Annotated in this window: 19 protein-coding genes; 7 read left to right on the top strand and 12 right to left on the bottom strand. The window is 72.1% G+C overall.

All coding sequences use genetic code 11. The features are described 5' to 3' along the window. The first annotated feature begins 235 nt into the window (after positions 1 to 235). On the top strand, positions 236 to 862 hold the full coding sequence (locus ABEA87_RS37285) for a winged helix-turn-helix domain-containing protein (protein ID WP_345637942.1): 627 nt from the start codon (positions 236 to 238) through the stop codon (positions 860 to 862). Between the two features lie 155 nt (positions 863 to 1017). Here ABEA87_RS37285 and ABEA87_RS37280 read toward each other — a convergent pair whose 3' ends face one another. After that, on the bottom strand, positions 1018 to 1413 hold the full coding sequence (locus ABEA87_RS37280) for an FHA domain-containing protein (protein ID WP_345637941.1): 396 nt from the start codon (positions 1411 to 1413) through the stop codon (positions 1018 to 1020). 624 nt (positions 1414 to 2037) lie between these two features. Between ABEA87_RS37280 and ABEA87_RS37270 the strand changes: the two genes are divergently transcribed. Further along, complete coding sequence (locus ABEA87_RS37270; protein WP_425571025.1) at positions 2038 to 4173, top strand: putative Ig domain-containing protein; 2136 nt, start codon at positions 2038 to 2040, stop codon at positions 4171 to 4173. A 298-nt stretch (positions 4174 to 4471) separates the two neighbouring features. Next, positions 4472 to 5356 (top strand): ABC transporter substrate-binding protein, encoded by an 885-nt coding sequence (locus ABEA87_RS37265; protein ID WP_345637940.1) that lies wholly within the window; start codon positions 4472 to 4474, stop codon positions 5354 to 5356. Positions 5357 to 5650: 294 nt separating this feature from the next. On the opposite strand, the gene ABEA87_RS37260 is transcribed toward ABEA87_RS37265, so the two are convergent. Further along, positions 5651 to 7237 carry a deoxyguanosinetriphosphate triphosphohydrolase family protein gene (locus tag ABEA87_RS37260; protein WP_345637938.1) on the bottom strand — a complete coding sequence of 529 codons (1587 nt, stop codon included), beginning with the start codon at positions 7235 to 7237 and terminating at the stop codon, positions 5651 to 5653. Between the two features lie 239 nt (positions 7238 to 7476). Here ABEA87_RS37260 and ABEA87_RS37255 point away from each other — a divergent pair, with 239 nt between their 5' ends. Then, positions 7477 to 8373, top strand: coding sequence for an aminoglycoside phosphotransferase family protein (locus tag ABEA87_RS37255; protein ID WP_345638009.1), 897 nt, complete (start codon positions 7477 to 7479; stop codon positions 8371 to 8373). Positions 8374 to 8544: 171 nt separating this feature from the next. Beyond that, positions 8545 to 12162: a S8 family peptidase gene (locus ABEA87_RS37250; RefSeq protein ID WP_345637937.1), complete on the top strand. Its 3618-nt coding sequence runs from the start codon at positions 8545 to 8547 to the stop codon at positions 12160 to 12162. Between the two features lie 220 nt (positions 12163 to 12382). Here the strand turns inward: ABEA87_RS37250 and ABEA87_RS37245 are convergent, their stop codons facing one another. The 4 genes from ABEA87_RS37245 to ABEA87_RS37230 form a co-directional block, all read right to left on the bottom strand. After that, positions 12383 to 13069 carry a hypothetical protein gene (locus ABEA87_RS37245; RefSeq protein WP_345637936.1) on the bottom strand — a complete coding sequence of 229 codons (687 nt, stop codon included), beginning with the start codon at positions 13067 to 13069 and terminating at the stop codon, positions 12383 to 12385. 11 nt (positions 13070 to 13080) lie between these two features. Continuing rightward, a complete protein-coding gene (locus ABEA87_RS37240) occupies positions 13081 to 13443 on the bottom strand; it encodes a winged helix-turn-helix domain-containing protein (RefSeq protein WP_345637935.1) in 363 nt (120 codons plus the stop codon). After that, positions 13440 to 14093, bottom strand: coding sequence for a hypothetical protein (locus ABEA87_RS37235; RefSeq protein WP_345637933.1), 654 nt, complete (start codon positions 14091 to 14093; stop codon positions 13440 to 13442). The genes ABEA87_RS37240 and ABEA87_RS37235 overlap by 4 nt, the downstream gene beginning before the upstream one ends. A 360-nt stretch (positions 14094 to 14453) precedes the next feature. Continuing rightward, the gene (locus ABEA87_RS37230) at positions 14454 to 14828 is read right to left on the bottom strand and encodes a hypothetical protein (protein WP_345637932.1); all 375 of its coding nucleotides are present in this window, start codon (positions 14826 to 14828) and stop codon (positions 14454 to 14456) included. Positions 14829 to 14871: 43 nt separating this feature from the next. On the opposite strand from ABEA87_RS37230, the gene ABEA87_RS37225 reads away from it, so the two are divergent. Continuing rightward, positions 14872 to 15387, top strand: coding sequence for a putative immunity protein (locus ABEA87_RS37225; RefSeq protein WP_345637930.1), 516 nt, complete (start codon positions 14872 to 14874; stop codon positions 15385 to 15387). Between the two features lie 18 nt (positions 15388 to 15405). Here the strand turns inward: ABEA87_RS37225 and ABEA87_RS37220 are convergent, their stop codons facing one another. The 4 genes from ABEA87_RS37220 to ABEA87_RS37205 all read right to left on the bottom strand — a co-directional run bounded on the left by ABEA87_RS37220 (position 15406) and on the right by ABEA87_RS37205 (position 18170). After that, on the bottom strand, positions 15406 to 15867 hold the full coding sequence (locus ABEA87_RS37220; RefSeq protein ID WP_345637929.1) for an N-acetyltransferase: 462 nt from the start codon (positions 15865 to 15867) through the stop codon (positions 15406 to 15408). Between the two features lie 140 nt (positions 15868 to 16007). Continuing rightward, positions 16008 to 16637, bottom strand: coding sequence for a hypothetical protein (locus ABEA87_RS37215; RefSeq protein WP_345637928.1), 630 nt, complete (start codon positions 16635 to 16637; stop codon positions 16008 to 16010). Positions 16638 to 16722: 85 nt separating this feature from the next. Then, positions 16723 to 17148: an SCO4848 family membrane protein gene (locus ABEA87_RS37210; protein ID WP_345637927.1), complete on the bottom strand. Its 426-nt coding sequence runs from the start codon at positions 17146 to 17148 to the stop codon at positions 16723 to 16725. A 203-nt stretch (positions 17149 to 17351) separates the two neighbouring features. Then, complete coding sequence (locus ABEA87_RS37205; RefSeq protein WP_345637925.1) at positions 17352 to 18170, bottom strand: helix-turn-helix transcriptional regulator; 819 nt, start codon at positions 18168 to 18170, stop codon at positions 17352 to 17354. Positions 18171 to 18238: 68 nt separating this feature from the next. Between ABEA87_RS37205 and ABEA87_RS37200 the strand changes: the two genes are divergently transcribed. After that, complete coding sequence (locus tag ABEA87_RS37200; RefSeq protein WP_345637924.1) at positions 18239 to 18961, top strand: SDR family oxidoreductase; 723 nt, start codon at positions 18239 to 18241, stop codon at positions 18959 to 18961. Positions 18962 to 19086: 125 nt separating this feature from the next. Here the strand turns inward: ABEA87_RS37200 and ABEA87_RS37195 are convergent, their stop codons facing one another. Beyond that, positions 19087 to 19449 (bottom strand): nuclear transport factor 2 family protein, encoded by a 363-nt coding sequence (locus ABEA87_RS37195; RefSeq protein WP_345637923.1) that lies wholly within the window; start codon positions 19447 to 19449, stop codon positions 19087 to 19089. Between the two features lie 194 nt (positions 19450 to 19643). After that, on the bottom strand, positions 19644 to 20295 hold a 652-nt coding region (locus tag ABEA87_RS37190; RefSeq protein ID WP_345637922.1), incomplete at its 5' end, for an AbfB domain-containing protein.

Raw genomic sequence — 20295 nt, 5'->3', positions numbered from 1 at the left:
CGATTAAAGACCCGTACCGGCGGCAGCGTCCAGTTCCCCACGCAGTCTTGACGTATTTACAACGGCAGTGACCCGCCTTACCCGCGACCGCAAGCGATGCCCGCTAAAACCACAGGGATTTGACGGCCCCGCGCCTTGCCGTTCGCGCCAGAATCCCTATTCACTGGACGGGGATGCAGCGTATGCGTGCGCGCGCACCTTTGTTGTACGCACCTTGTTCGTAGGGAGTCCGACGATGTCCTTCCCGACCGCGTTGCCGGCACCCGGCGACGGCTGCGCCGGTCCGGTGGACGGTGGTTGGACCCTCGAAGACAGCGAGCCACTGGTCGAGGTCTCGATAGCGATCCACGCCGGGCCGGCCGCCATGCACCGGGCCCGCGCCCTGGCCGACTGGCTGTCGTCGATCGCGGCGGAGGCTGGCTACGAAACCCGCACGGGCCGATCGCGCGCTCACGCCGGCACCGCACCCATCCGCACCGGCGGGGTCGGCGCCTGGACGGGCGTCGCCGGCACGCTCACCAGCGTGGACGGGCGCCGCCTCGATCCCGGATCCACGCCACCCGAACTGATCCTGAGCCCCGACCGGCGCACCGCGTCGCTGGACGGGCTCGCCATCGCGCTCACCCGACGCGAGTTCGACCTGCTGGTGTTCCTTGCCCGCCATCCGCATCAGGTCTTCTCCCGGACGCAGTTGCTGGAACGGGTGTGGCTGTGCGACACCGGTTGCGGGGAGCGCACGATCGACGTTCACGTCCGCCGGCTACGCCAGAAGCTCGCCGGACGCGGCCCGGCCATCACCACCATCCGTGGCGTCGGGTACCGGTTGGACGGCCCCGACCGGCTGGGCCTGCGGCACGGCTGAGCGGCGGCACCGCGCCAAGGCGCGGCACGGCCGAGGCGTAGCGGCACGGTCAAGGCGTAGCGGCAGGGCTGAGAGTTGGCCGGCCGAGAGTTGGCCGGCCGAGGGTTGGCCCGGTGCGGGCCGTGCGCTACCGGGCTGCCGCCGGCGGTTCACCGTTACGGGCCTACCCACTGCAACGCGATGGTGGTCCACGCGCCCAGGTGGATGCGGTCACCCGCACCGACCGGCACCAGCGCGTCGACCGGAATCGGGGTGGGCGCGTCGTTCACCGTGGTGCCCGTCGCCGAACCCGGGTCCATCAGCGCCCAGCCGCCGGCGGGAAGGGCCAGCAGCAGGGCATGCAGCCGGGAGACTCCAGGATCCGACGGCGACCCGCCCAGGTCGATCTCGGGCCGGTGGCTACGGCTCTTGCCGCGCCGGCCAATCCAGGCCCGGTCGCCGTCGAGGGCGAAGTAGCGCGGCGTCCAGTCGCGAGGGAACGGCACCCTGGGTGCCTCCAGGTCGCCCGTGGCGGTAACGGTCTCGTAGTAGTCCGGGTCGGACTGCGCCACCGCCACCCAGCCCAGACCGGTGAGACCGGCGCGGGGGTGCGGTGCGGTGGGTTTGCCGGAGAGCAGATCGTGGTCGCAGCCCGGACAGGACCGTCCAGTGCAGGGCCTGCCGCATACGGGGCACGGCACGCTCACCCGATCCGCTTCCTGGGACCGGGACAACCGTTCGTCGGGCAATGCCTGACCCACAAAGCCGAACCGGGACTCAGACATCAGTGTCACAGCTACCGATTCTGCCTCGTGGCGCGACGGGCGCCGAGTTCGCTGACGAAAAAACCATGCCGCTCCCCCAGATCCTGACATCTTTCTCACGCCCGCCCGGCCTGCGCGGGTGCGATTCGTCCGAGATTTCGGGCGCTAAAGCCGCCATTCCGGCGGACCGGCCGGCAGTGCCCGGAACGGACGGCTCGCGCGCGGGACCACCGTCCGGCCGGACAGGTCTGGTTGTTTGCGCAGGTGCGCCAGTGGTTTCGGGTCCCTCGCGCCACCGAGTTTGGCACTAGGCCGGGCGAAACACATCGATTACTATCGCTGCAATCTACGGGACCGCCCGCGTCGACCACACGACGGCGGGGCGGGCGGCGTGCCCGCGATGCCCCCCGTAAACCGGTTGGAGGCCAACACATGCCCCGGAAACCCCTCTCGATCGTCGCCGTCGGCGCCCTGGCCGCGCTGGCGGCCAGCGTGCTCGGCGCCTCACCCGCCCACGCCTCACCCGCCCACACCGCACCCGCTCAGGCCGCACCCGCTCAGGCCGCGGCGTGCACACCGGCACAGCTGATCGGCAACCCCGGCTTCGAGTCCGGCTCCACACCGTGGACCGCGTCCTCCGGTGTGATCGGCACGTTCAGCGGCGAGAGCCCGCACGGCGGCACCAGGTTCGCGTGGCTCGACGGGTACGGCTCGGCGCGCAGCGACACGCTGTCGCAGTCGGTGACGCTGCCGGCGGACTGCACCACCGCCACCCTCACCTACTGGCTGCACATCGACACGGCGGAGACGACCACCACCACCGCGTTCGACACGCTCACCGTGGCGCTGGGCACCACGACGCTGGCCACCTACTCCAACCTCAACAAGGCCGCCGGCTACCAGCAGCGCACCGTGGACGTGTCCGGGTTCGCCGGGCAGACGGTCACGCTCAAGTACACCGGCACCGAGGATTCCGGGCTGCAGACCAGCTTCGTCCTCGACGACATCGCGCTGTCCGTGTCCGGAGGCACGGCAAGCCAGAACCCGGCGGTCACCAATCCGGGGTCGCAGACCTCCACCGTGGGTACGGCGGCGAGCCTGCAGATCGTCGCCACCGACCCGCAGGGCGAATCGCTGCACTACTCCGCCACCGGGCTGCCGGCCGGCCTGTCCATCAACGGCACGACCGGACTGATCAGCGGTACGCCGACCACCGCCGGGGCGGCCAACGTCACGGTCACCGCCACCGACCCCGGCGGTCACACCGGCACGGCGACCTTCGGCTGGACGGTGAACCAGGCCGGGGCGGACGCCACCCGTACGCCCGGCAACGCCTCCTACACGCTCAGCCTGACCAGCAACGCCTCCGGCGGCACCTGGACCGGCCACGAGAGCATCAGCTTCGCCAACCTGTCCGCGAGCCCGCTGCCCGAGGTGTACCTGCGGCTGTGGGACAACTACCACGGCACCTGCCCGAGCAACCAGCCGATCCAGATCAGCGGCGTGACCGGGGGCAGCCTGGGCGCGCTCGAGGTCAACTGCACCGCGGTCAAGGTCACGCTGCCGGCACCGCTGGCGCACAACCAGTCCGGCTCCATCGGGTTCACCGTGTCCATCGCCGTACCGGCCGGCAGCGACCGGTTCGGCAGCGACGGTGCGTACAACTTCATCGGCAACGCGATCCCGGTGTTGGCCGTGCGCGACGGGGCCGGCTGGCACCTGAGCCCGTACACCAACAACGGCGAATCGTTCTACCAACTGGCCAGCAACTACTCCGTGACGCTCGACCACCCGACCTCGGTGCTGACCCCCACCACCGGTACCGCGACCGAGGCCCCGGGCGCGTCGGGGCGCACCATCACCACCGCGACCGCCACCAACGTGCGCGAGTTCGCCTGGTGCGCCGGCCCGTTCGTCAAGACGACGACCACCACGTCCAGCGGCGTGGTGTTCAACACGTGGCGCACCTCCAGCATCAGCGCGTCGACCGCGGCGAGCATGCAGAGCACCGGTGCCGCCGCGATGGTCGGCCACGCGAGCCGGTTCGGTGCCTATCCGTACGGCGAGATAGACCTGATTCTGCACAACAACTTCTGGTTCGGCGGCATGGAGTACCCGGGACTGGTGCTGTCTCAACCGTCGGCCACCCCGGTCATCCACGAGCTGGGGCACCAGTGGTTCTACGGGATCGTCGGCGACGACGAGTACACCATGCCGTGGCTGGATGAGGGCTTCACCGACTACGCCACCGACCTGCAGCAGGGCATCACCGGCACCAACTGCTGGAACAGCGTCAGCTTCTCCAGTGGCGAGAACATCACCAACTCGATGGCGTGGTGGGACGCGCACGCCTCGCGCTACTCGACGGTGGTCTACACGTACGGCAAGTGCGCGCTGCACGACCTGCAGCGGCTCATTGGTAATACCGCGATGTCCACATTGTTGTTGAACTACGCGGCCAGCCACTGGTATGGCATCTCCACGGTCGCCGACTTCAAGGCGGCGGCCCAGGCCGCCACGTCGATCAACCTGACCTCGTTCTGGTCGACCCACCACATCGTCGGCTAGGCAGTGGGTCGCCCGCCGTGCCGAAACTGGCGCGGCGGGCGGCTCCCACGGCGCCGCCGGCATCGCTACGCTGCCGCTGGCGCCCACCCCTCAGGCGCGGGGCTGGCGCTCTCGCGTCCGGCGCGGCTTGGCGCTCTCGCCCGAGCCGCCGGGCTGGCGCCCGCGCCCGCGGCGCAGGGCTGGTGCTCGCGCCCGCGGCGCAGGGCTGGCGTTCGCGCCCGCGGCGCAGGGCTGGTGCTCGCGCCCGCGGCGCAGGGCTGGCGTTCGCGCCCGCGGCGCGGCGAGGCAGGATGGAGGCATGCGCCTGGTATCCATGCTGCCGTCCGCGACCGAGATCGTCTATGCCCTCGGGCTCGGTGACAACCTCGTCGGGGTGACGTTCGAGTGCGACGAGCCGCCGTCGGCCAGGACGGACAAGACCGTCGTGGTCGGCGGTAGGGACACCCGGGGAATGAGCCCGGGCGAGATCGACGCGTACGTCAAGGAACAGCTCGCGGCCGGTACCGACCTGTACACGTTGCACGCCAACGCCCTCGCCGGACTGGACCCGGAGCTGATCCTGACCCAGGACCTGTGCCGGGTCTGCGCGCTGCCCTCCGACCACGTCTCCAGCGCGCTGGACTACCTCGGGTGCCGCGCCGATGTGCTGTCCCTCGACCCGTACACGCTGGACGAGGTGCTCGACACCATTATCGCCGTCGGCGACCGCACGGGCGTACCGGATCGGGCCGAGGCGCTGGTCGCCGGGCTGAGGGCCCGGCTCGCCGCGGTGGCCGGGGCCGTCGAGGGGCGCCCCAGGCCCCGGGTGGCGGTGGTGGAGTGGGTCGACCCGCCGTTCACCGCCGGGCACTGGGTGCCCGACCTGGTACGGGCCGCCGGCGGCGAGCCGGTGGTCGCGCGCCCCGGCGCCCGTTCGGTGCAGACCACCTGGGAGGAGTTCACCGGCGCCGCGCCGGACGTGGTGCTCGTCACCCCGTGCGGCTTCCACCTCGACGGCGCGGTGAGTCAGGCGCAGGCGGTCGTGCCGAGGTTCCCCGGCGCGCAGGTGTGGGCGCTGGACGCGGACGGGATCGTCGTACGCCCCGGTCCGCGCCTCGTGGACGGCGTGGCGGCGATCGCCGCTGTCCTGCACCCCGGCGCCGTACCGGACGCACCCACCGCCGCGGTCGCCCGGGTCGCGTGATCCTCGATACCCCGACGATGTCCCGTATATGACTTTGCGAACGGCATGTGCGCCTCGGCCGGTAAGTTGATTCCCGGGCTTGGGCTGGGAGGGGCCGGTGCAGGGTATTGGCCTGCTCGGGCCGGTCGACGTTTTGCTGGGGGGCCAGGCGTCGGTCGGCGGGAGGGCTCCGGGGGATCGGTCGGGTCCGGCCGGGCGGGATGACCGCACGGCCGGGCCCGATCAACAATTCCGGCTAGACCGGCGGCCGAAGCCCCGATCGCCCGGCGTCTCCGTGCGGGCGCACGGATCGGGTCACAGTCCGCCGCCGGCGTCCCACAGGCGCTCCGCGTTGCCGGTCATGAAGTCGGCGGTGGCGACCGCGCGGGCGTCGGACAGCGAGGCGATGTAGTCGATCAGCCCGCGGCCCATGGCACGGCGGCGCTGGGCGGCCGGGTCGGTGTCGGGCAGCAGGTCCGGCCAGGTCTGCGCGATCCGGTGGTAGCCGGCGGTGGCCAGGTCGATGAACTCGAGCAGGCGGCGCGGGGCCCGTGGCGCGTCGGCCGGATCGGCGAGCCAGGCGTCGAAGCCGTCAACCAGGCGGGTGAGGATGCGGGCCTGACCGCGCTGGTACAGCGTGAGGTCGGGTCGCTGGAGCACGAAGCGCTGGTGGACGAACTTGAGGATGGCCACCTCGTGCCATGCCTGCGGCAGCAGGCTGACGTAACCGGAGCGCGGGTTGGGGTCGAGGGTGACCGTGACGGCGTCCTGCAGGCGGGCCAGCCACTGGCCGGTGAAGCTGCCGAGGGCGCGCTCCGCGGCCCGCGAGCCGTCGTACGGCACGGCCAGCAACCCGTCGATGAGGTCGGTGAGTACGTGGTCGACGGCGGCGCGGAACGCGTCATCGTCGGCGATCCAGGGGTCCTTGGCGTCGATGCGGCGGCGCAGCGCCTCCAGCGACTGGCCGGGGACATCCGGGGTGAGCGTGTCGGGGTCCTCCCGGGCCAGCCGGGCGGAGTTGGCCAGCCACTGGCGGAACTCCGTGGCGACCGTGGCGTACTGCAGCACACCGGCTCGGTGGAAGTCGTCAAGGTCGTGCAGCGAGTAGGCGATGTCGTCGGCGACGTCCATGACCGAGCACTCGACGGTCTGTCGCAGCGGCGGCAGCCACGGATAGGCGGCGCGGGCGTCGACCATCTCCGCGGCGTCCAGGAAATAGGCGGAGAACTTGGTGGAACCGGGGTCGCGGCCGTTGTCGCCGGCGCCGCGGGGCGGGTGCGCGAGTTCGGACGGGTGCGGTTGCGGGAACCCGATCCGGCACCACGGGTACTTCAGCACGGCGGCGCGCACGGCCGCGGTGAGGTTCAGCCCGCCGGCCGGGTGGAGCGCGTCGAGCGTGGTGAGGATGCGGAAGGTCTGCGCGTTGCCGTCGAAGCCGTCCGCGAGTCCGTAGCGCTGACGGGCGATGCGGTCCAGTACGGACTCGCCGAGGTGTCCGAACGGTGGGTGGCCGAGGTCGTGGGCCGACGCCGCCGCCTGCACCACCACCGGGTCGCAGCCACCGAGCCGGTCGAGCAGGGCGCGCCGGGGGTCACCCGGCCGGGTGATGGCGGTGGCGATGGCCCGGGCCACCGAGGTCACCTTGATGGTGTGCGTGAGCCGGTTGTGCACACCCTGCCCGGCGCCGTTCTGGGAGATCACCTGCGTGACCGCGGTCAGCCGCGAGTAGTACGGCGAGAACCGGAGGCGCTCCAGGTCGTCCCGGAACGCCTCGTCGGCGCCCAGGGCCCGCTCGGTCGTCTCGCCGCCGCCGTCCGCGCCCCGACCCGGTGCCGCCGGGCGGGCGGGGTGGTGCTGCCGGGCGGTGCGCGGCTCGGTCGACGTCGATGCGGGTACCGTCATCGCCGCCCCCACCCGTTGGGGCCCGCCGCGCCACCGGTCGTTGTGTGCCCGCGGCTCCCGTTCGTCACCGCTGCCCCGGAATATCCACCGGCGTGCCTGCGCGATCTTGTCACGTCAGAACTCTAACCTCGACCCCGATCCACCGCCGGGCAAGGTCCGCGACAGAGGCGTGCGACGGCGGCCACGGCCGAAAGCGGTTGCGGGCAGGGAACGAGGCACGCGACACTCCCGGGGTGCCGATGCATCCCGACCAGTTGCCGGTGCCGGTGGAGGCGGTGCGCGCGCTGGTCGACGCGCAGTTCCCCGAGTGGCGGGGACTGCCCGTCCGGGGCGTCGACTCGCAGGGGACCGTCAACGCCATCTTCCGCGTCGGCGACCGTCTCGCGGCCCGGTTCCCGCTGCGCGGCGGCGACGTCGAGGCGACGAGGCGGCGGCTTGCGGCCGAGGCGGACGCGGCCCGTGAGCTGGCGGGCCGGACGCGGTTCCCCACCCCCGAACCGGTCGCGCTGGGCGGGCCCGGGGCGGGGTACCCGCTCCCCTGGTCCGTGCAGACCTGGCTGCCCGGTGTGGTGGCCACCGACGACGATCCGGGCACCTCGTTGGCCTTCGCCCACGACCTGGCCGAGTTCGTCGCCGGCGTGCGCGCCCTGGACACGCGCGGCCGGACATTCCGCGGCAGTGGGCGCGGCGGCGAGTTGCGGTCCCACGACGCGTGGGTGGCGACCTGCCTCGACCGCAGCGAGGGATTGCTGGACGTCGCCCAACTGCGCCGGCTCTGGGCCGTCATGCGCGACCTGCCGCGCCGCGCGGCCGACGTGATGGCCCACGGCGACCTCATCCCCGGCAACGTGCTGGTGTCCGGCGGCCGCCTGGCCGGAGTGCTCGACGTCGGCGACCTCGGCCCGGCCGACCCGGCGCTGGACCTGGTGAGCGCCTGGCACCTGCTCGAGGCCGGGCCGCGCCGGGCGCTGCGCGACAACCTCGGCTGCGACGACCTCGAATGGCAGCGCGGAAAGGCGTGGGCGTTCGTGCAGGCGATCGGCGCGGTCTGGTACTACGTCGAGACCAACCCGGCGATGAGCCGGATGGGGCGGCGCACCCTGGCACGCATCCTGGCGGACCAGTCGCCGGCCTGAATCGGCGCTCGCTCGAGGGAACGCGCAGGCGAGGGCCGGGGCGGTGAGTTTCGCCGGTTTTCTTCGCCCGGCACAGGCAACCGGCGAGACCCTTACGTCCGTCCTCTAGAGGGGGCGGTGAATATCGACCGCTCCCTTCGCCCGACGGATTCTCCCGGAGAGGAGCCCGCGTTGCCTCGACAACGCCGTCGTTTGTTCGCCGCCGTGCTCGTGCCGCTGGCGGTCGCCGCCGCCAGCGGTATCGCACCACCGGCCGGTGCCGCACCACCGTCCGGTACCACGACAGCGACCGGTACCACGACACCCGCGCGCCCAGCAGTGACGCCGCTGCCGGCCGGCAAGACCTACACCGTCACGCTGCTGACCGGCGACGTGGTCACGGTGCGCACCGCCGCCAGCGGCTGCCCCCAGGTCACCGTCGCGCCGGCCGAACCGGGCCGGGTGGTCAGCCGCAGTTGCGGGCCGGATGGGCACGTGCGGGTGATACCGGCGGACGCCGCCGGGCTGATCGGTAAGACCCTTGACCCGCGGCTGTTCGACGTGACCACGCTGATCCAGCAGGGGTACGACGACGCGCACATGGCGAGCCTGCCGGTCATCGTGCAGCAGGCGTCCGGCCAGGCGGCCGCGCCGCTCGCGACGTCGCTCGGGGAGCGTCGCGCGCTGCCCAGCATCCGCGCCACCGCCGGCCGGGAGCCCAAGCGCTCCCCTGCGACGCGCACCGGGTCAGGCGCATCCCCCTCGGCCGCGTCCTCTTCGGCGGCGGGCGGATCGGTCTCGGCTGGCTCGGCCGCGTCCCGGTCGACGCTGTCGGCGCGGTTGGCCGGCGCCAGCCACGTGTGGCTCGACGAACGGGTGCGCGCCAGCGGGATGACCGGTGCGTGGACCTCCCCGGCGACGCCGCCGGCGTCCACCAAGCCGACTGCGCCGGTCGCCGCCACTCCGGTCGCAGCGGCGTCTCTCAGGCCGGCCGCCACGGCCACCGGCCCAAAGGCGCCAAGCTCGCCGGTGGCCGCCGATCTGACCCAGGTCGGCGCGCCGAAGGCGTGGCAGGCCGGGTACACCGGGCGCGGGCAGACGGTCGCCGTCCTGGACACGGGGATTGACGCCACTCACCCCGACCTGACCGGCAAGGTGGTCGCCAGCGAGGACTTCACCGGCTCCGGAGACACCGTGGACCGGATGGGCCACGGTACCCACGTCGCGGCGACCATCGCCGGTAGCGGGGCGGCCTCCGGCGGTCTGCACCGGGGCGTGGCGCCCGACGCCAGCCTGGTCATCGGCAAGGTGCTCGACGACACCGGATTCGGCACCGACTCCGGCATCATCGCCGGCATGCAGTGGGCCGCACCGCTGGCCTCGGTGGTGAGCATGAGCCTCGGCGGCGACTACAGCGACGGCACCGACCCGCTGTCGCAGGCGCTGGACGCGCTGAGCGCCCAGTACGGCACCCTGTTCGTGGTCGCGGCGGGCAACGACGGGCTGTACGGCGACGGCACCATCGAGACGCCCGGCTCCGCCGCCGCCGCGCTGACCGTCGGCGCCGTGGACGGCACGGACACCCTGGCCGACTTCTCCAGCCTCGGCCCGGACACCGGCAGCGAGGCCCCGAAGCCGGACATCATGGCGCCGGGCGTCGACATCGTGTCGGCCCGGGCCGCCGGCACGTCGATCGGCACTCTCATCGATGCCAACTACACGGCCGACTCGGGTACCTCGATGGCCACCCCGCACGTCGCCGGCGCCGCCGCGCTGCTGCACCAGGAGCACCCGGACTGGTCGGCGGACCAACTCAAGGCGGCCCTGATGGACACCGCCGCACCGGTGCACGGGGGCGACCTGTACGGCCACGGTGCCGGCCGGGTCGACATCGGCGCGGCGATCGGCACCCCGATGGTCGGCGCGGCGACGGTGAATCTGGGTACCCTGAGCTACCCGCAGACCGGGACCGCGTCCGCCCGAGTGACCTGGGCCAACCACGGGTCCCGTGCCGCCACCCTGAAGCTCGGCCTGACCGTCACCGACCGGACCGGCAAGGCCGCACCGAGCGGCGCGGTCGCCCTGTCCACCGGGTCGGTACCGGTGCCGGCCGGCGGGCACGCGTCCGCCACGGTCAGCCTCGACGAGGCCAGGCTGGCCGACCGGCCGGGGCTCTACGAGGGCGTGCTGACGGCCCGCGACGGCGCCACGGTGCTGCACACGCCCGTGGCGTTCTTTGTCGAGCCGCCGAGCTACGACCTGACCATCACGACGACCGCTCTGCCCGGCACGCCGGACGGGGCGCTCGCCAGCGACGCGCTGGTGATCAACCTGGACGAGCCGTCCCTGTTCACCAACTCCGTCTACACCTCGGGCGAGCCCGAGACGCTGCGGGTACCGGCGGGCGACTACAGCGTGATCGGCGATGTCTGGGACACGTCGGCGTCCCGGGACGCGCTGGCCGGCGCCTCCGAGGTGCGGGTGTCCGGCCCGACCACGGTGGCGCTCGACGGCGCTCGCGCCAAGCAGGTGACGGCCACCATCGCGGGCGTGGCGACCCAGCCGCAGGAGGTGGGCATCGCCGCCGTGCAGTACGGCCGCACCGGACCGGGGTTCTGGACCGAGCCGGGGGCGTGGGGAACCGCCGCGGCCAGCCCCCCGGTGTTCAGCACCGCGCTGTCCGCTGTCGACGTGGGCACCCTGCACACGTACGAGGTGTTCGGGCTGCGGGCGCCGGGCACCGGGCCGAGTCCGTTCCTCTACGACGTGGCACGTGACCTCAACGGTACCGTCCCGGCCGATCCGTCCTATGTGCTCAGTGCGGCGGAACGGGCCCGGATGGCCCGCATCGACCTGACCGTTCACCGGCCCAACATTCCGGACAGCGGCGTGAGCCACCAGCGGTACCTGGAGGCGGCGCCGGACGGTGTGCTCATCGGTCAGGACGGCACCGACGACGTGCCGGCGAGCCGGGTGGACTACGTCACGCCCGGGTGGCCCACGGTGGACGAGGCGTATCTGACGGGTACCTCACCGGCGGCGGCGGCGAGTCTGCTGACGGAGACGGGCAGGATCACCTACCGGCCGGGAGTCCGGGCCTCCGTCGACCTGTTCGGCCAGCCGCTGCACCCGGACTGGTACGACAGCACCGATCCCGCCCCGACGAGCGAATGCGTGACTTCGGCGCCCAGCCGCACCCGCGGCAACCTGCACGTGGAGTTGCAGTCGCTGACCGATTCGCACGAACGATTCAACTGTATGTCCTCGTTCTGGCCGGTTCCGGCGTCGGACGCGCCGACGCTGAGCCTGTCGCGCGACGGGCAGCGGCTCGGCTCGGTCAACGGCTTCCTGGGCGACTTCACGGTGCCGGCAGCGGCAGGCAGCTATGCCCTCACGCTCAACGAAGACGCCAGCTCGCTGATGCCGGTCTCGACCCGGTCCACCACGACGTGGACATTCCGGTCCGCCGGGCCGTCGGGCGACGGCTCGATTCCGTTGCCGCTGCTGTCCGTGGACTATGGCCTGCCGATGGACGCGAATAACCATCCGACCGGCAGCCAGGCCACGTTCAGCGTATCGCAGGCGAGTGGACTGTCCACACAGGACATTACCGGCATGAGCGTGTGGACCTCTACCGACGACGGCACGACGTGGCAGCCGGCCACGGTCCACCGGGCCGCGGCGGCCCGGTTCGCGGTGACCCTGCCGGCGGCCTCGTCGGGGCAGGCGGTGTCGCTGCGCGTCTCGGCGACGGGTAGCGCGGGTAGCGGGATCGACCAGACCATCATCCGGGCGTACATCGCGTCCTGATCCCAGGACCCCGCCGGCCGACGGGCACCGGAATCAGATCCCAGTGCCCGCCGGCCGGTACCGTCCCGTGGCCGCCGTGGCCTCGCACCGCCGTGGCCTCGCACCGCCGTGGCCTCGCACCGCCGTGGCCTCGCACCGCCGTGGCCTCGCACCGCCGTGGCCTCGCACCGCCGTGGCCTCGCACCGCCGTGGCCTCGCGCCGCCGTGGTCGAAGGATGGGTCAGCGTGCCCAGGCCACCAGCTCGCGCAGCAGCTGAACGCAGGTGGCGTAGAGCACGACCGCCGCGCCGAGGCCGGGCAGCGCCGTCCACAGGGTCGGCGTCGAGGTCAGCGGGGCGAGCACGAGCGTCGCGAGGCCGAGGACGCACAGGGCGGCACCGCTCAGCCAGTAGATCCGCACGGCGAACAGCCGCGCGAGCGGGAAGAAATGGATTCCCACGCCGATGGTGATCACCGCCGGGATCGCATTCGGGTGGCCGGTGGCGCCGAGTATCGCCGCGATGACCCCGAGCCCGGCGAACTCGACGGCGACGATCCAGCCGAACCGGCGCTCCACGGCGCGGTCGCGATCCGGCCGCGCCGGCCCGGATACGTCCCCGCCGCCGGAGGCGCCTTCGGCGCCGTCGGGCCGCTGGGTGGCCGTGCTGCCCACGGCGGCCGCCCGCCGGTAGCGGCGCCAGCCGAACGAGGCCAGCGACACGGAGACGAGCGCGGCGGCCACCACCACGGCGACCTGTGGCGCGCCGCCCAGCAGATCGGAGCTGCCCCATCCCGTCCAGGCCAGCCCGAAGAACCCCAGTACGGTCAGGCCGGACGCCCGCCCGCGAACCTCCGCGAGCGACCAGGCACTGCCCCCCGATCCGGCACCGGCCCGTTCGCCGCCGACCTGGCCGACGATGCTCGTCATGACACTTTCTCCTAACCGTCGTTTCTGGGAGCGTGCGATGGTGCGGTGCCGATCAGCGACTGGAGCGCGGCGACGTAGCGGTCGAAGGCCGACCGGCCGTCCGGCGTGAGGGCCACGAAGGTGACCGGGGTGCGCCGCTGGTGCGTCTTGACTATCTCGACGTACCCGGCGTCCTCCAGCTTGCGCAGGTGGATGGAGAGGTTGCCGGCCGTCATCTCGAGCAGCTGGCGCAGCCTGGGGAAGGTGACCCGCTCGTCCGGCCCGAGCGCGGCGAGCGCGACCGTGACCCGCAGCCGGGCCTGCGCGTGAATGACGGGGTCGAGCTCCGGGGGGCTGTCCCGCTCCGGGGCGCTGTCCCCTGTGGACGCGGTCACCGGCGCGCCCGCCGGGGACGCACCCATCCGGTATAGACGGCCAGCGCGGCGAATCCGCCGCCACCGGCGAACGCCAGCACCAGGAAGTTGCCCGGCACCCCGGCGACCACCGCGACCGCCGCGCAGACCATCGTCCACACGCCGACCGCGTAGAGCGCGGGATCCCGGAACAGCGTGCCGCCGGTCAGGTGCAACACGCCGGCGAGCAGCAGCGACGAGCCGGACCACAGCAGCGTCACGTCCGGGCCGGACAGTCCCCGATGGGTCAGCGCGACATTGAGCACGGTCAGGCAGACGTAGCCGAGCGTCCAACTCCAGCCGTACATGGCGGCCGAGGTCCGCGAGGGGCCGGCGATGCCGCTGCCCACCCGCATGCCGTACGCGAAGGAGGCCACCTCCGCGGCCACCAGCAGCGCGGCGGCCACGGCCGGGCCGAGCCACCCCGGGATCAGCCGATCCGGCCCGTACGCCAGGAAGGCGCAGCCGAAGCCCACGAACCAGGCGACCGCCCACATGGCGTTGACGATCGCCGGGTTGAACCGCACCAGCCGGCCCACCCGACGGCCCTCGGCCTGGATCACCGCCAGCGAACCGATCGCCGACAGCGGAGCGTCGCCCTCCGGAGCGTCGCCCTCTGGTCCGTCGTCCACGCCGATCACCTCCCCGTCAACGTCACCAACTGGTTTGTATCATAAACTCGTTAGCGACCACAACTCGTCGCCCGCGGGCTACGCCACGCGATCTCGGCCAGGGCAGGCACGAGCACCGAGCGCCCGTCCCGGCGACCGGTGATCCGTCACGCCGGCCAAGGCCCAACGACCCCAGCCCTACCCTGTGGAGCGTGAGCCCGGCAGCGAGGACCTCCGTGAGCGCGGCCAAGGAGTTTCGCGCTGACGGCCAGGTCGACACCGCACCCACGGTTCGCCAGCATCGCCACGGCGCCCAATGGCTGTGGGCCTAGTCAATGGATTAGGAAGCGGCCGGCCGTGGATCGAGGCGGGCCTCGCCGTTCAGCCGAGCCCGAGGTGCCTGGCCAGGACGGCTACCTGGCCGGCGAACCGGTCGAGGAATTCGGGCGAGCGCGGGTCGACGCCGCAGGTGCCCTCGATGATGTGCGGCAGCGTGGTGGGCGCCATGGTCATCGCCATCAGCATGACGACCAGGCAGGCCGGATCGAGATCGGCGGGCAGTTCACCGGCCTCTTGCCGTTTGTCGCGGCGGTTGCGGCTTACCAGGCAATCATGCTGCCGCGTGGCTTCGCGGCCATCGACAACTCGCGGCGCCTGGCGGCTCAGATGTTCGCGGCGACCTGACCAGCCGCTGGTCAGCCCGTCCCTGGTCAGGGTGCACGACGCCCGAAGGCCCGCTCTGGTGCTCGACAACATTACGGTTGAGGATGCGGCAACCCCTCAGAAGGAGTGTTCGACCATGATCCTCCCGAAGGTTCGGGACCCTCGCTTCGTCACGCTTCGCCGCGGTGGGAGCCTCACCGATTCGGATCATCGTCTCCTCGCTCTCTGGGCGGCCTCCTGCGCGGACCACGTCCTTGCCCTGTTCGAGTCGGTTCAGCCTGAGGACCCACGACCGCGTGAAGCGATCGAGCACGTCCGCGCCTGGGCGGGTGGTGAGGTCAAGATGATGCGGGCTCGCGCGGCGGGCGGCCACGCGATGGGCGCGGCCAGAGACCTGCGTGGGGCGGCTCGACATGCTGCCTACGCTGCCGGCCAGGCGGGGGTCGTCGCCCACGTCGCCGCGCACGAACTGGGTGCGGCCGCCTACGCGATCAAGGCCGTACGTGCTGCCGCGCCGGCGGGCGAGGGCGATGCCGCCGGACGGATCGAGTGCCGATGGCAGCGTGACCAACTCCCGGAGGCGATTCGCGAGCTGGTACTTGATGACCAACGGTTGCGGAACGACATCTGCTGGTCGGTGTTTGACTGCTGAGCGACGATGCGGGGCGTTCTACGGTCGGGGTGCGTAGCGCACCTTTGGGAAAGGCCAGTCGGCGGAGAGCCATCCGGACACGGCCTCGTACAGTGACTTGTCCAGGTCGGCCCGATCGACGCGCGTCCAAGAACGCGCCTCCACAATCGTGTCGTCGTCTCGCGCCAGGTAGATGTAGACGCAGCCAATCACCTCGTTGCCCGGCACCTCGATCACTGAGTATGTGAAGCCGGATCGCTGTGTGAAATCGTCTGCGTGTCTGCGCAGGTCAGCGAGGTTGCGCTCCATGGGCATCCCGGCTATCGGCGGCCAACCCCCGCCCTCAAAACCCGGCGTCGACCGGATGTGCTCGATGCTGCTCGTCCATGCCGCGTGATCTCGCTCATTGTGCTGCGGGCCAAGAGGCTCCAGGCGAAATCGCTTGGCCACCAGCTCACGGGGAACGGCGAAGTCATCAGGGACCAGCGTAGACCGGGACACCTCAGTAACCTATCGCCGAGCCCCGAGCGTCCTCAACTGCCGCCGCCAACGTGGCGCCCAGGGTCGCGATAGCGGACCCATCCAGTGTCCCGTCGTTCCGATGAGCGAGCATGTTCTGCCCAGGGCTTCGAGTACCGTGATCAGATTTTGATCCAGCCGCGGCCAAGGGCCAGGCGGCCACTGGCGGATTCGGCTCGCGCATCGCCCACCCATCGCCGGAGCGTGGCCGTGGTGTGCTCAACGGACTGTCCGGTGGTGTCGACGACCGTCACGGCCCATCGTGGGTCACCACTCGTCCAGGCGTTCCACCGACCCCATTCCATCTGCTCCCAAGCGCCGGTAGTAAGCGCCTCCGGCTGATGCCCAGGGTCGGCGGCGTGGCCGCGATGCCACCTCGCCCACCCGATGAACGACCGCTTGGCATCGCGATCCCACCGACCGGGGTCCCGGTGCTCGAGCCGGCGCCATCGTACGTCGTCCGCGACGTCCAGCAGACACGCCGCGATGCCGTCAAGGTGTATCGCCGACGGGCTTGCCAGTACCTCTCCCAGGGGCGACTGCCCGGTCAGCAGTACGTCCAGACCCCTGTCCTGGTAGTCCAGGACCCGTCGCAGCCAGGTCTCCGTGCCGCGTTGACGCCAACGGGTGTCGGCCGTGCTGGGTACGCCGATCTCGTCGAAGTCGTGCACGATCAGGTGATCCAGATCGGCGCACGCCCGGGCCGCGGTCGTCTTCCCGGAACAACTGGAGCCGGCGATGGTGAACAGCATGGGGCCCACTCTGCCGGGGAACGCAGCGGCGCACGAGCCATTTGCGGCCCGCCGTCCATCGGTTGGATCGGGCCGGGCTGGACGGTCAGGCGCCGCTTCCGCGCCTGCGCAGCCGCAGCAGCGCCCGGATGCCGAGCACGCCGACGATCGTGCCGAACGCCACGGAGACCACGATGAGGAACGCGTGGATCCACAGGAACCCGGTCGGGGTGCCGTGCCCCACCACCCGCGTGGACCAGGCGCGCGGATCGTCCCAGATGGCCAGGGAGAACCGGGGCCAGATCACCCAGTTCCACACCCCGACCGCGAGCAGGAACAGCGCCCAGCCGCGGGTCAGCGCCAGACCGCGCCGCGGCCCGTCCGGCGACCCGGCGCGGGAGCCCGGCACGTCCGCGCCCGGCACGTCCGCGCCCGTGGGGCCCGCGCCCAGAGCGCCCGCCGGCGCGTCTCCGGCGAGCGCGGAGCCTGGGCCGCGACCCGAGGGGTCGGCGGTGACATCGTCCTGCGGCACGAGCACCAATCTACCGCCGCCCGCCAGGTCAGCCGGCAGCGGCCGGGCCGGCCGGCAGCGGCGGAGGTCAGCGGGCGCCGTCCAGGTCGGCCGGCAGCGACGGAGGTCAGCCGGCAGCGGCGGAGGTCAGCCGGCGCCGTCCGGGTCAGCGGGCGCCGTCCAGGTCGGCCGGCAGCGACGGAGGTCAGCCGGCGCCGTCCGGGTCAGCGGGCGGTGGCCAGGCCGCGCAGGGCGCGGGCGCTGGGGGAACCGGGATCGGCGGTGACGAAGACCACCTGCTGATCGTCCTCCGGAATGGTGAGCACGTCGCAGTTGACGCGCACCGGTCCCAACCGCGGATTGGTGATGGTCTTGACCCGGTGGCCGGGGGCGCGCACCGGATTGGTGTCCCAGATCGCGGTGAACTCGTCGCTGCCGGCGCGCAGTTGCGCCAGGAGGCGGGTGAGGGGCTCGTCGCCGGGGTAACGGGCGACGGCGGCGCGCAGCCGGGCCACCACGATCTCCCCGAACTCCCCGGCGCTGGAGTTCTCGTCGTAACCGGAGTTCCCGTCGCCGAGGGCGCCCAGAAACCGGCGGCGGGCCAGGTTGGGCTCCCGCGCCAGGTCGCCCAGCAGGGCGTCGGCGAGCGGGTTGAAGGCGATGACGTTGTAGCTGGCGTCGGTCACCACGGCGGCCGTTTCCGGGAGGCGGTGCAGCAGATCGACCACGTACGGGCGGACCTGGCGCACCGGGCCGCCGGGCGGGGTCGGGTTCGCGCCGGCCAGCCGGAACAGGTGGCTCCGCTCGGCCGGCGACAGCCGCAGTGCGTCGGTGAGGGCGTCCAGGATCCGGGGCGACGGGCGGGGGCCGCGGGCCTGTTCGAGCCGGGCGTAGTACTCGACGGACATATGGGCCAGCCGAGCCACCTCCTCGCGGCGCAGGCCGGGCGTGCGGCGACCCGGGCCCGCGGGCAGCCCGACTTCGGCGGGGCTCCTGCGCTCCCGCCGATCGCGCAGGAACCGGGCCAACTCCTGTCTGGCCACGGGCGACACCCCTTCCTGGTACCGTTTGTGCCTGGATCGACCGGTACGACGGCGGCAAAGTCGATGACATGAACAATTCCACGGCACTGGTCACCGGCGCCAACAAGGGCATCGGAGAACACATCGCCCGGCAGCTGGCCGCCGCCGGGCTCACCGTCTACGTCGGCTCCCGCGATCCCGAGCGGGGCCGGCGCGTGGTCGAAGAGATCGGCGGCAACGCCCGGCTGCTGATCCTCGACGTCACCGACGCCAAGAGTATCGCGGAGGCGGCTCGCCGGATCGAGACGCTGGACGTCCTGGTCAACAACGCCGGGATCGGCACCGAGCTGGCCCCGGCCAGCGGAACCGACCTCGACAGCTTCCGCCGTACCTATGAGACGAACGTGTTCGGGGTCGTCGCGGTCACCAACGCGCTCCTGCCCGCGCTGCGCCGCTCTCCCGGGCCCCGGATCGTGAACGTCTCCAGCGGAACGGGGTCGCTGGGCTGGAGCGACGGCCAGCGGCCAGAGATTTCCGGCCCCGCCGCCGCGGGCAGCGGCGCCGCGTACCGGTCGTCGAAGGCGGCGTTGAACGCCCTGACGGTCTTCTACGCCCAGGAGCTCGCCGCCGACGGTTTCAAGGTCAACGCCCTCGCCCCCGGGCTGCGCCGCACCGACCTGAACCCGCGCGCCGCGGCCAGCGGCGGGGACCCGGCGGAGGCCGCGGCCGGCGCCGTCCGGCTGGCGCTGCTGCCCGACGACGGCCCGACCGGCCAGTTCCTGTCCTGGGACGGCGCCACCGTGCCGTGGTGACGCCCCGGCCCGCGACGCCGGACCGGTAACCCGGTCCGGCGTCGCGGGTTTCCTCCGGCGGCTCCGGGGTCGCGCACGGCGGCGGGTCGGATCAGGCCGGGTCGCGCACGGCGGCCGGGGCGGGGTCAGGACGGGTCGAGCGAGCTGAACTGGATGCCGGCGAGCCGCCACCCCTCGGGCAGTTCGATCCACGTCTGGCTCAGCCGGACCGTGAGCGTCATCTCCTCGCCACGCCACGACGCCCGGCCGTGCCGGACGCCGCGCACGATCGCGGCCCGGTCGTACCGGCGCACGTCCAGCTCCGAGGTGTCCAGCGACAGGTAGGTGAAGTCGCCGTGCGTGTCGAGCCACCGCCGCTTGTCGAGCAGGAAACCGCGGTCGCCGATGGACATGAAGTCGTCGGTGAGTAAATCCTTGAGGCGGTCCGTGTCGCCGCGCAGCTCGGCGTCGTCAAAGTCTCGCACGAGGGCGAGGAGTTCGGTGGTCACGTGACGATCCCGTCGGGTGAGGGTCTGTCTGACCGTCACATTGTGACGAGCCCTCCCCCGGCCCCCGGCGGTGGGCGTGCGCGCCGCCGGTTCGGGTGCCCGCTCGAAGCGGCGGGCACCCGAAGCCGCCGATCACGTCCGGTACGGCGGGGTCCGCGCGACGCGGCGCCACGGCACCGCATCGGCGGCGTGGGTCAGCTCCACGGCGCGGCGACCAGCCAGCTCGTGTCGTCTGCCCACAGGTTGGTGGAGTCCCAGACGTTCGAGCCACCGTTGCTGGCGAGGTACACGGTGTAGCTGTAGTGGCGGAGGTACCTGTTCGTATAGTTCACCGACTGCAACGAGTATCCCTGACCGCTGTTGCCGGGTGTCGGGCAGAAGGTCGCGTCCTGGGCGAACAGCGAACTGCCATCGTTGGCCTGCAGGTGGAGCTGGAAGTTCTGGTGCCTCAGGTAGCTGCCGGACGCGTTGGCCGACTCGAACGAGACGCAGGAACTGTTGGCCAGGCCGGCCCTGACCACCCAGGTGGCGTCCGCCTTGTTCGTGGCCGAACTACTCGAGGTCACCGCGGCGATGACGACGTTGCTGTCCGACGCGTCGTGCTGGATGTAGTCGCCGGTGCAGCACGAGGTGGTGGCTTGCAGGGAGATCCGGGCTCCCGGGGTGAAGGGGGTGCTGCCGCCGCCACCGGTGGACGTCGTGTACCCGGCGGCGACAATGTTGGCCTGTACCGAGTTCTCGGTGGCGTCCGACGGGTAGCCGGAGGTCATCACTCCCTCGTAGAAGGTGCCGGCGGAGCCCTTGCTGTTGTCGCCGCCGATCCCGAGGATGATCGCCCCCTCCTTG

The organism is Rugosimonospora acidiphila (assembly GCF_039543385.1).
In the GTDB taxonomy this organism is placed as follows: domain Bacteria; phylum Actinomycetota; class Actinomycetes; order Mycobacteriales; family Micromonosporaceae; genus Rugosimonospora; species Rugosimonospora acidiphila.
Note: the sequence above shows the minus strand (reverse complement) of the source record. Positions and strands in the feature narration are given on the sequence as shown.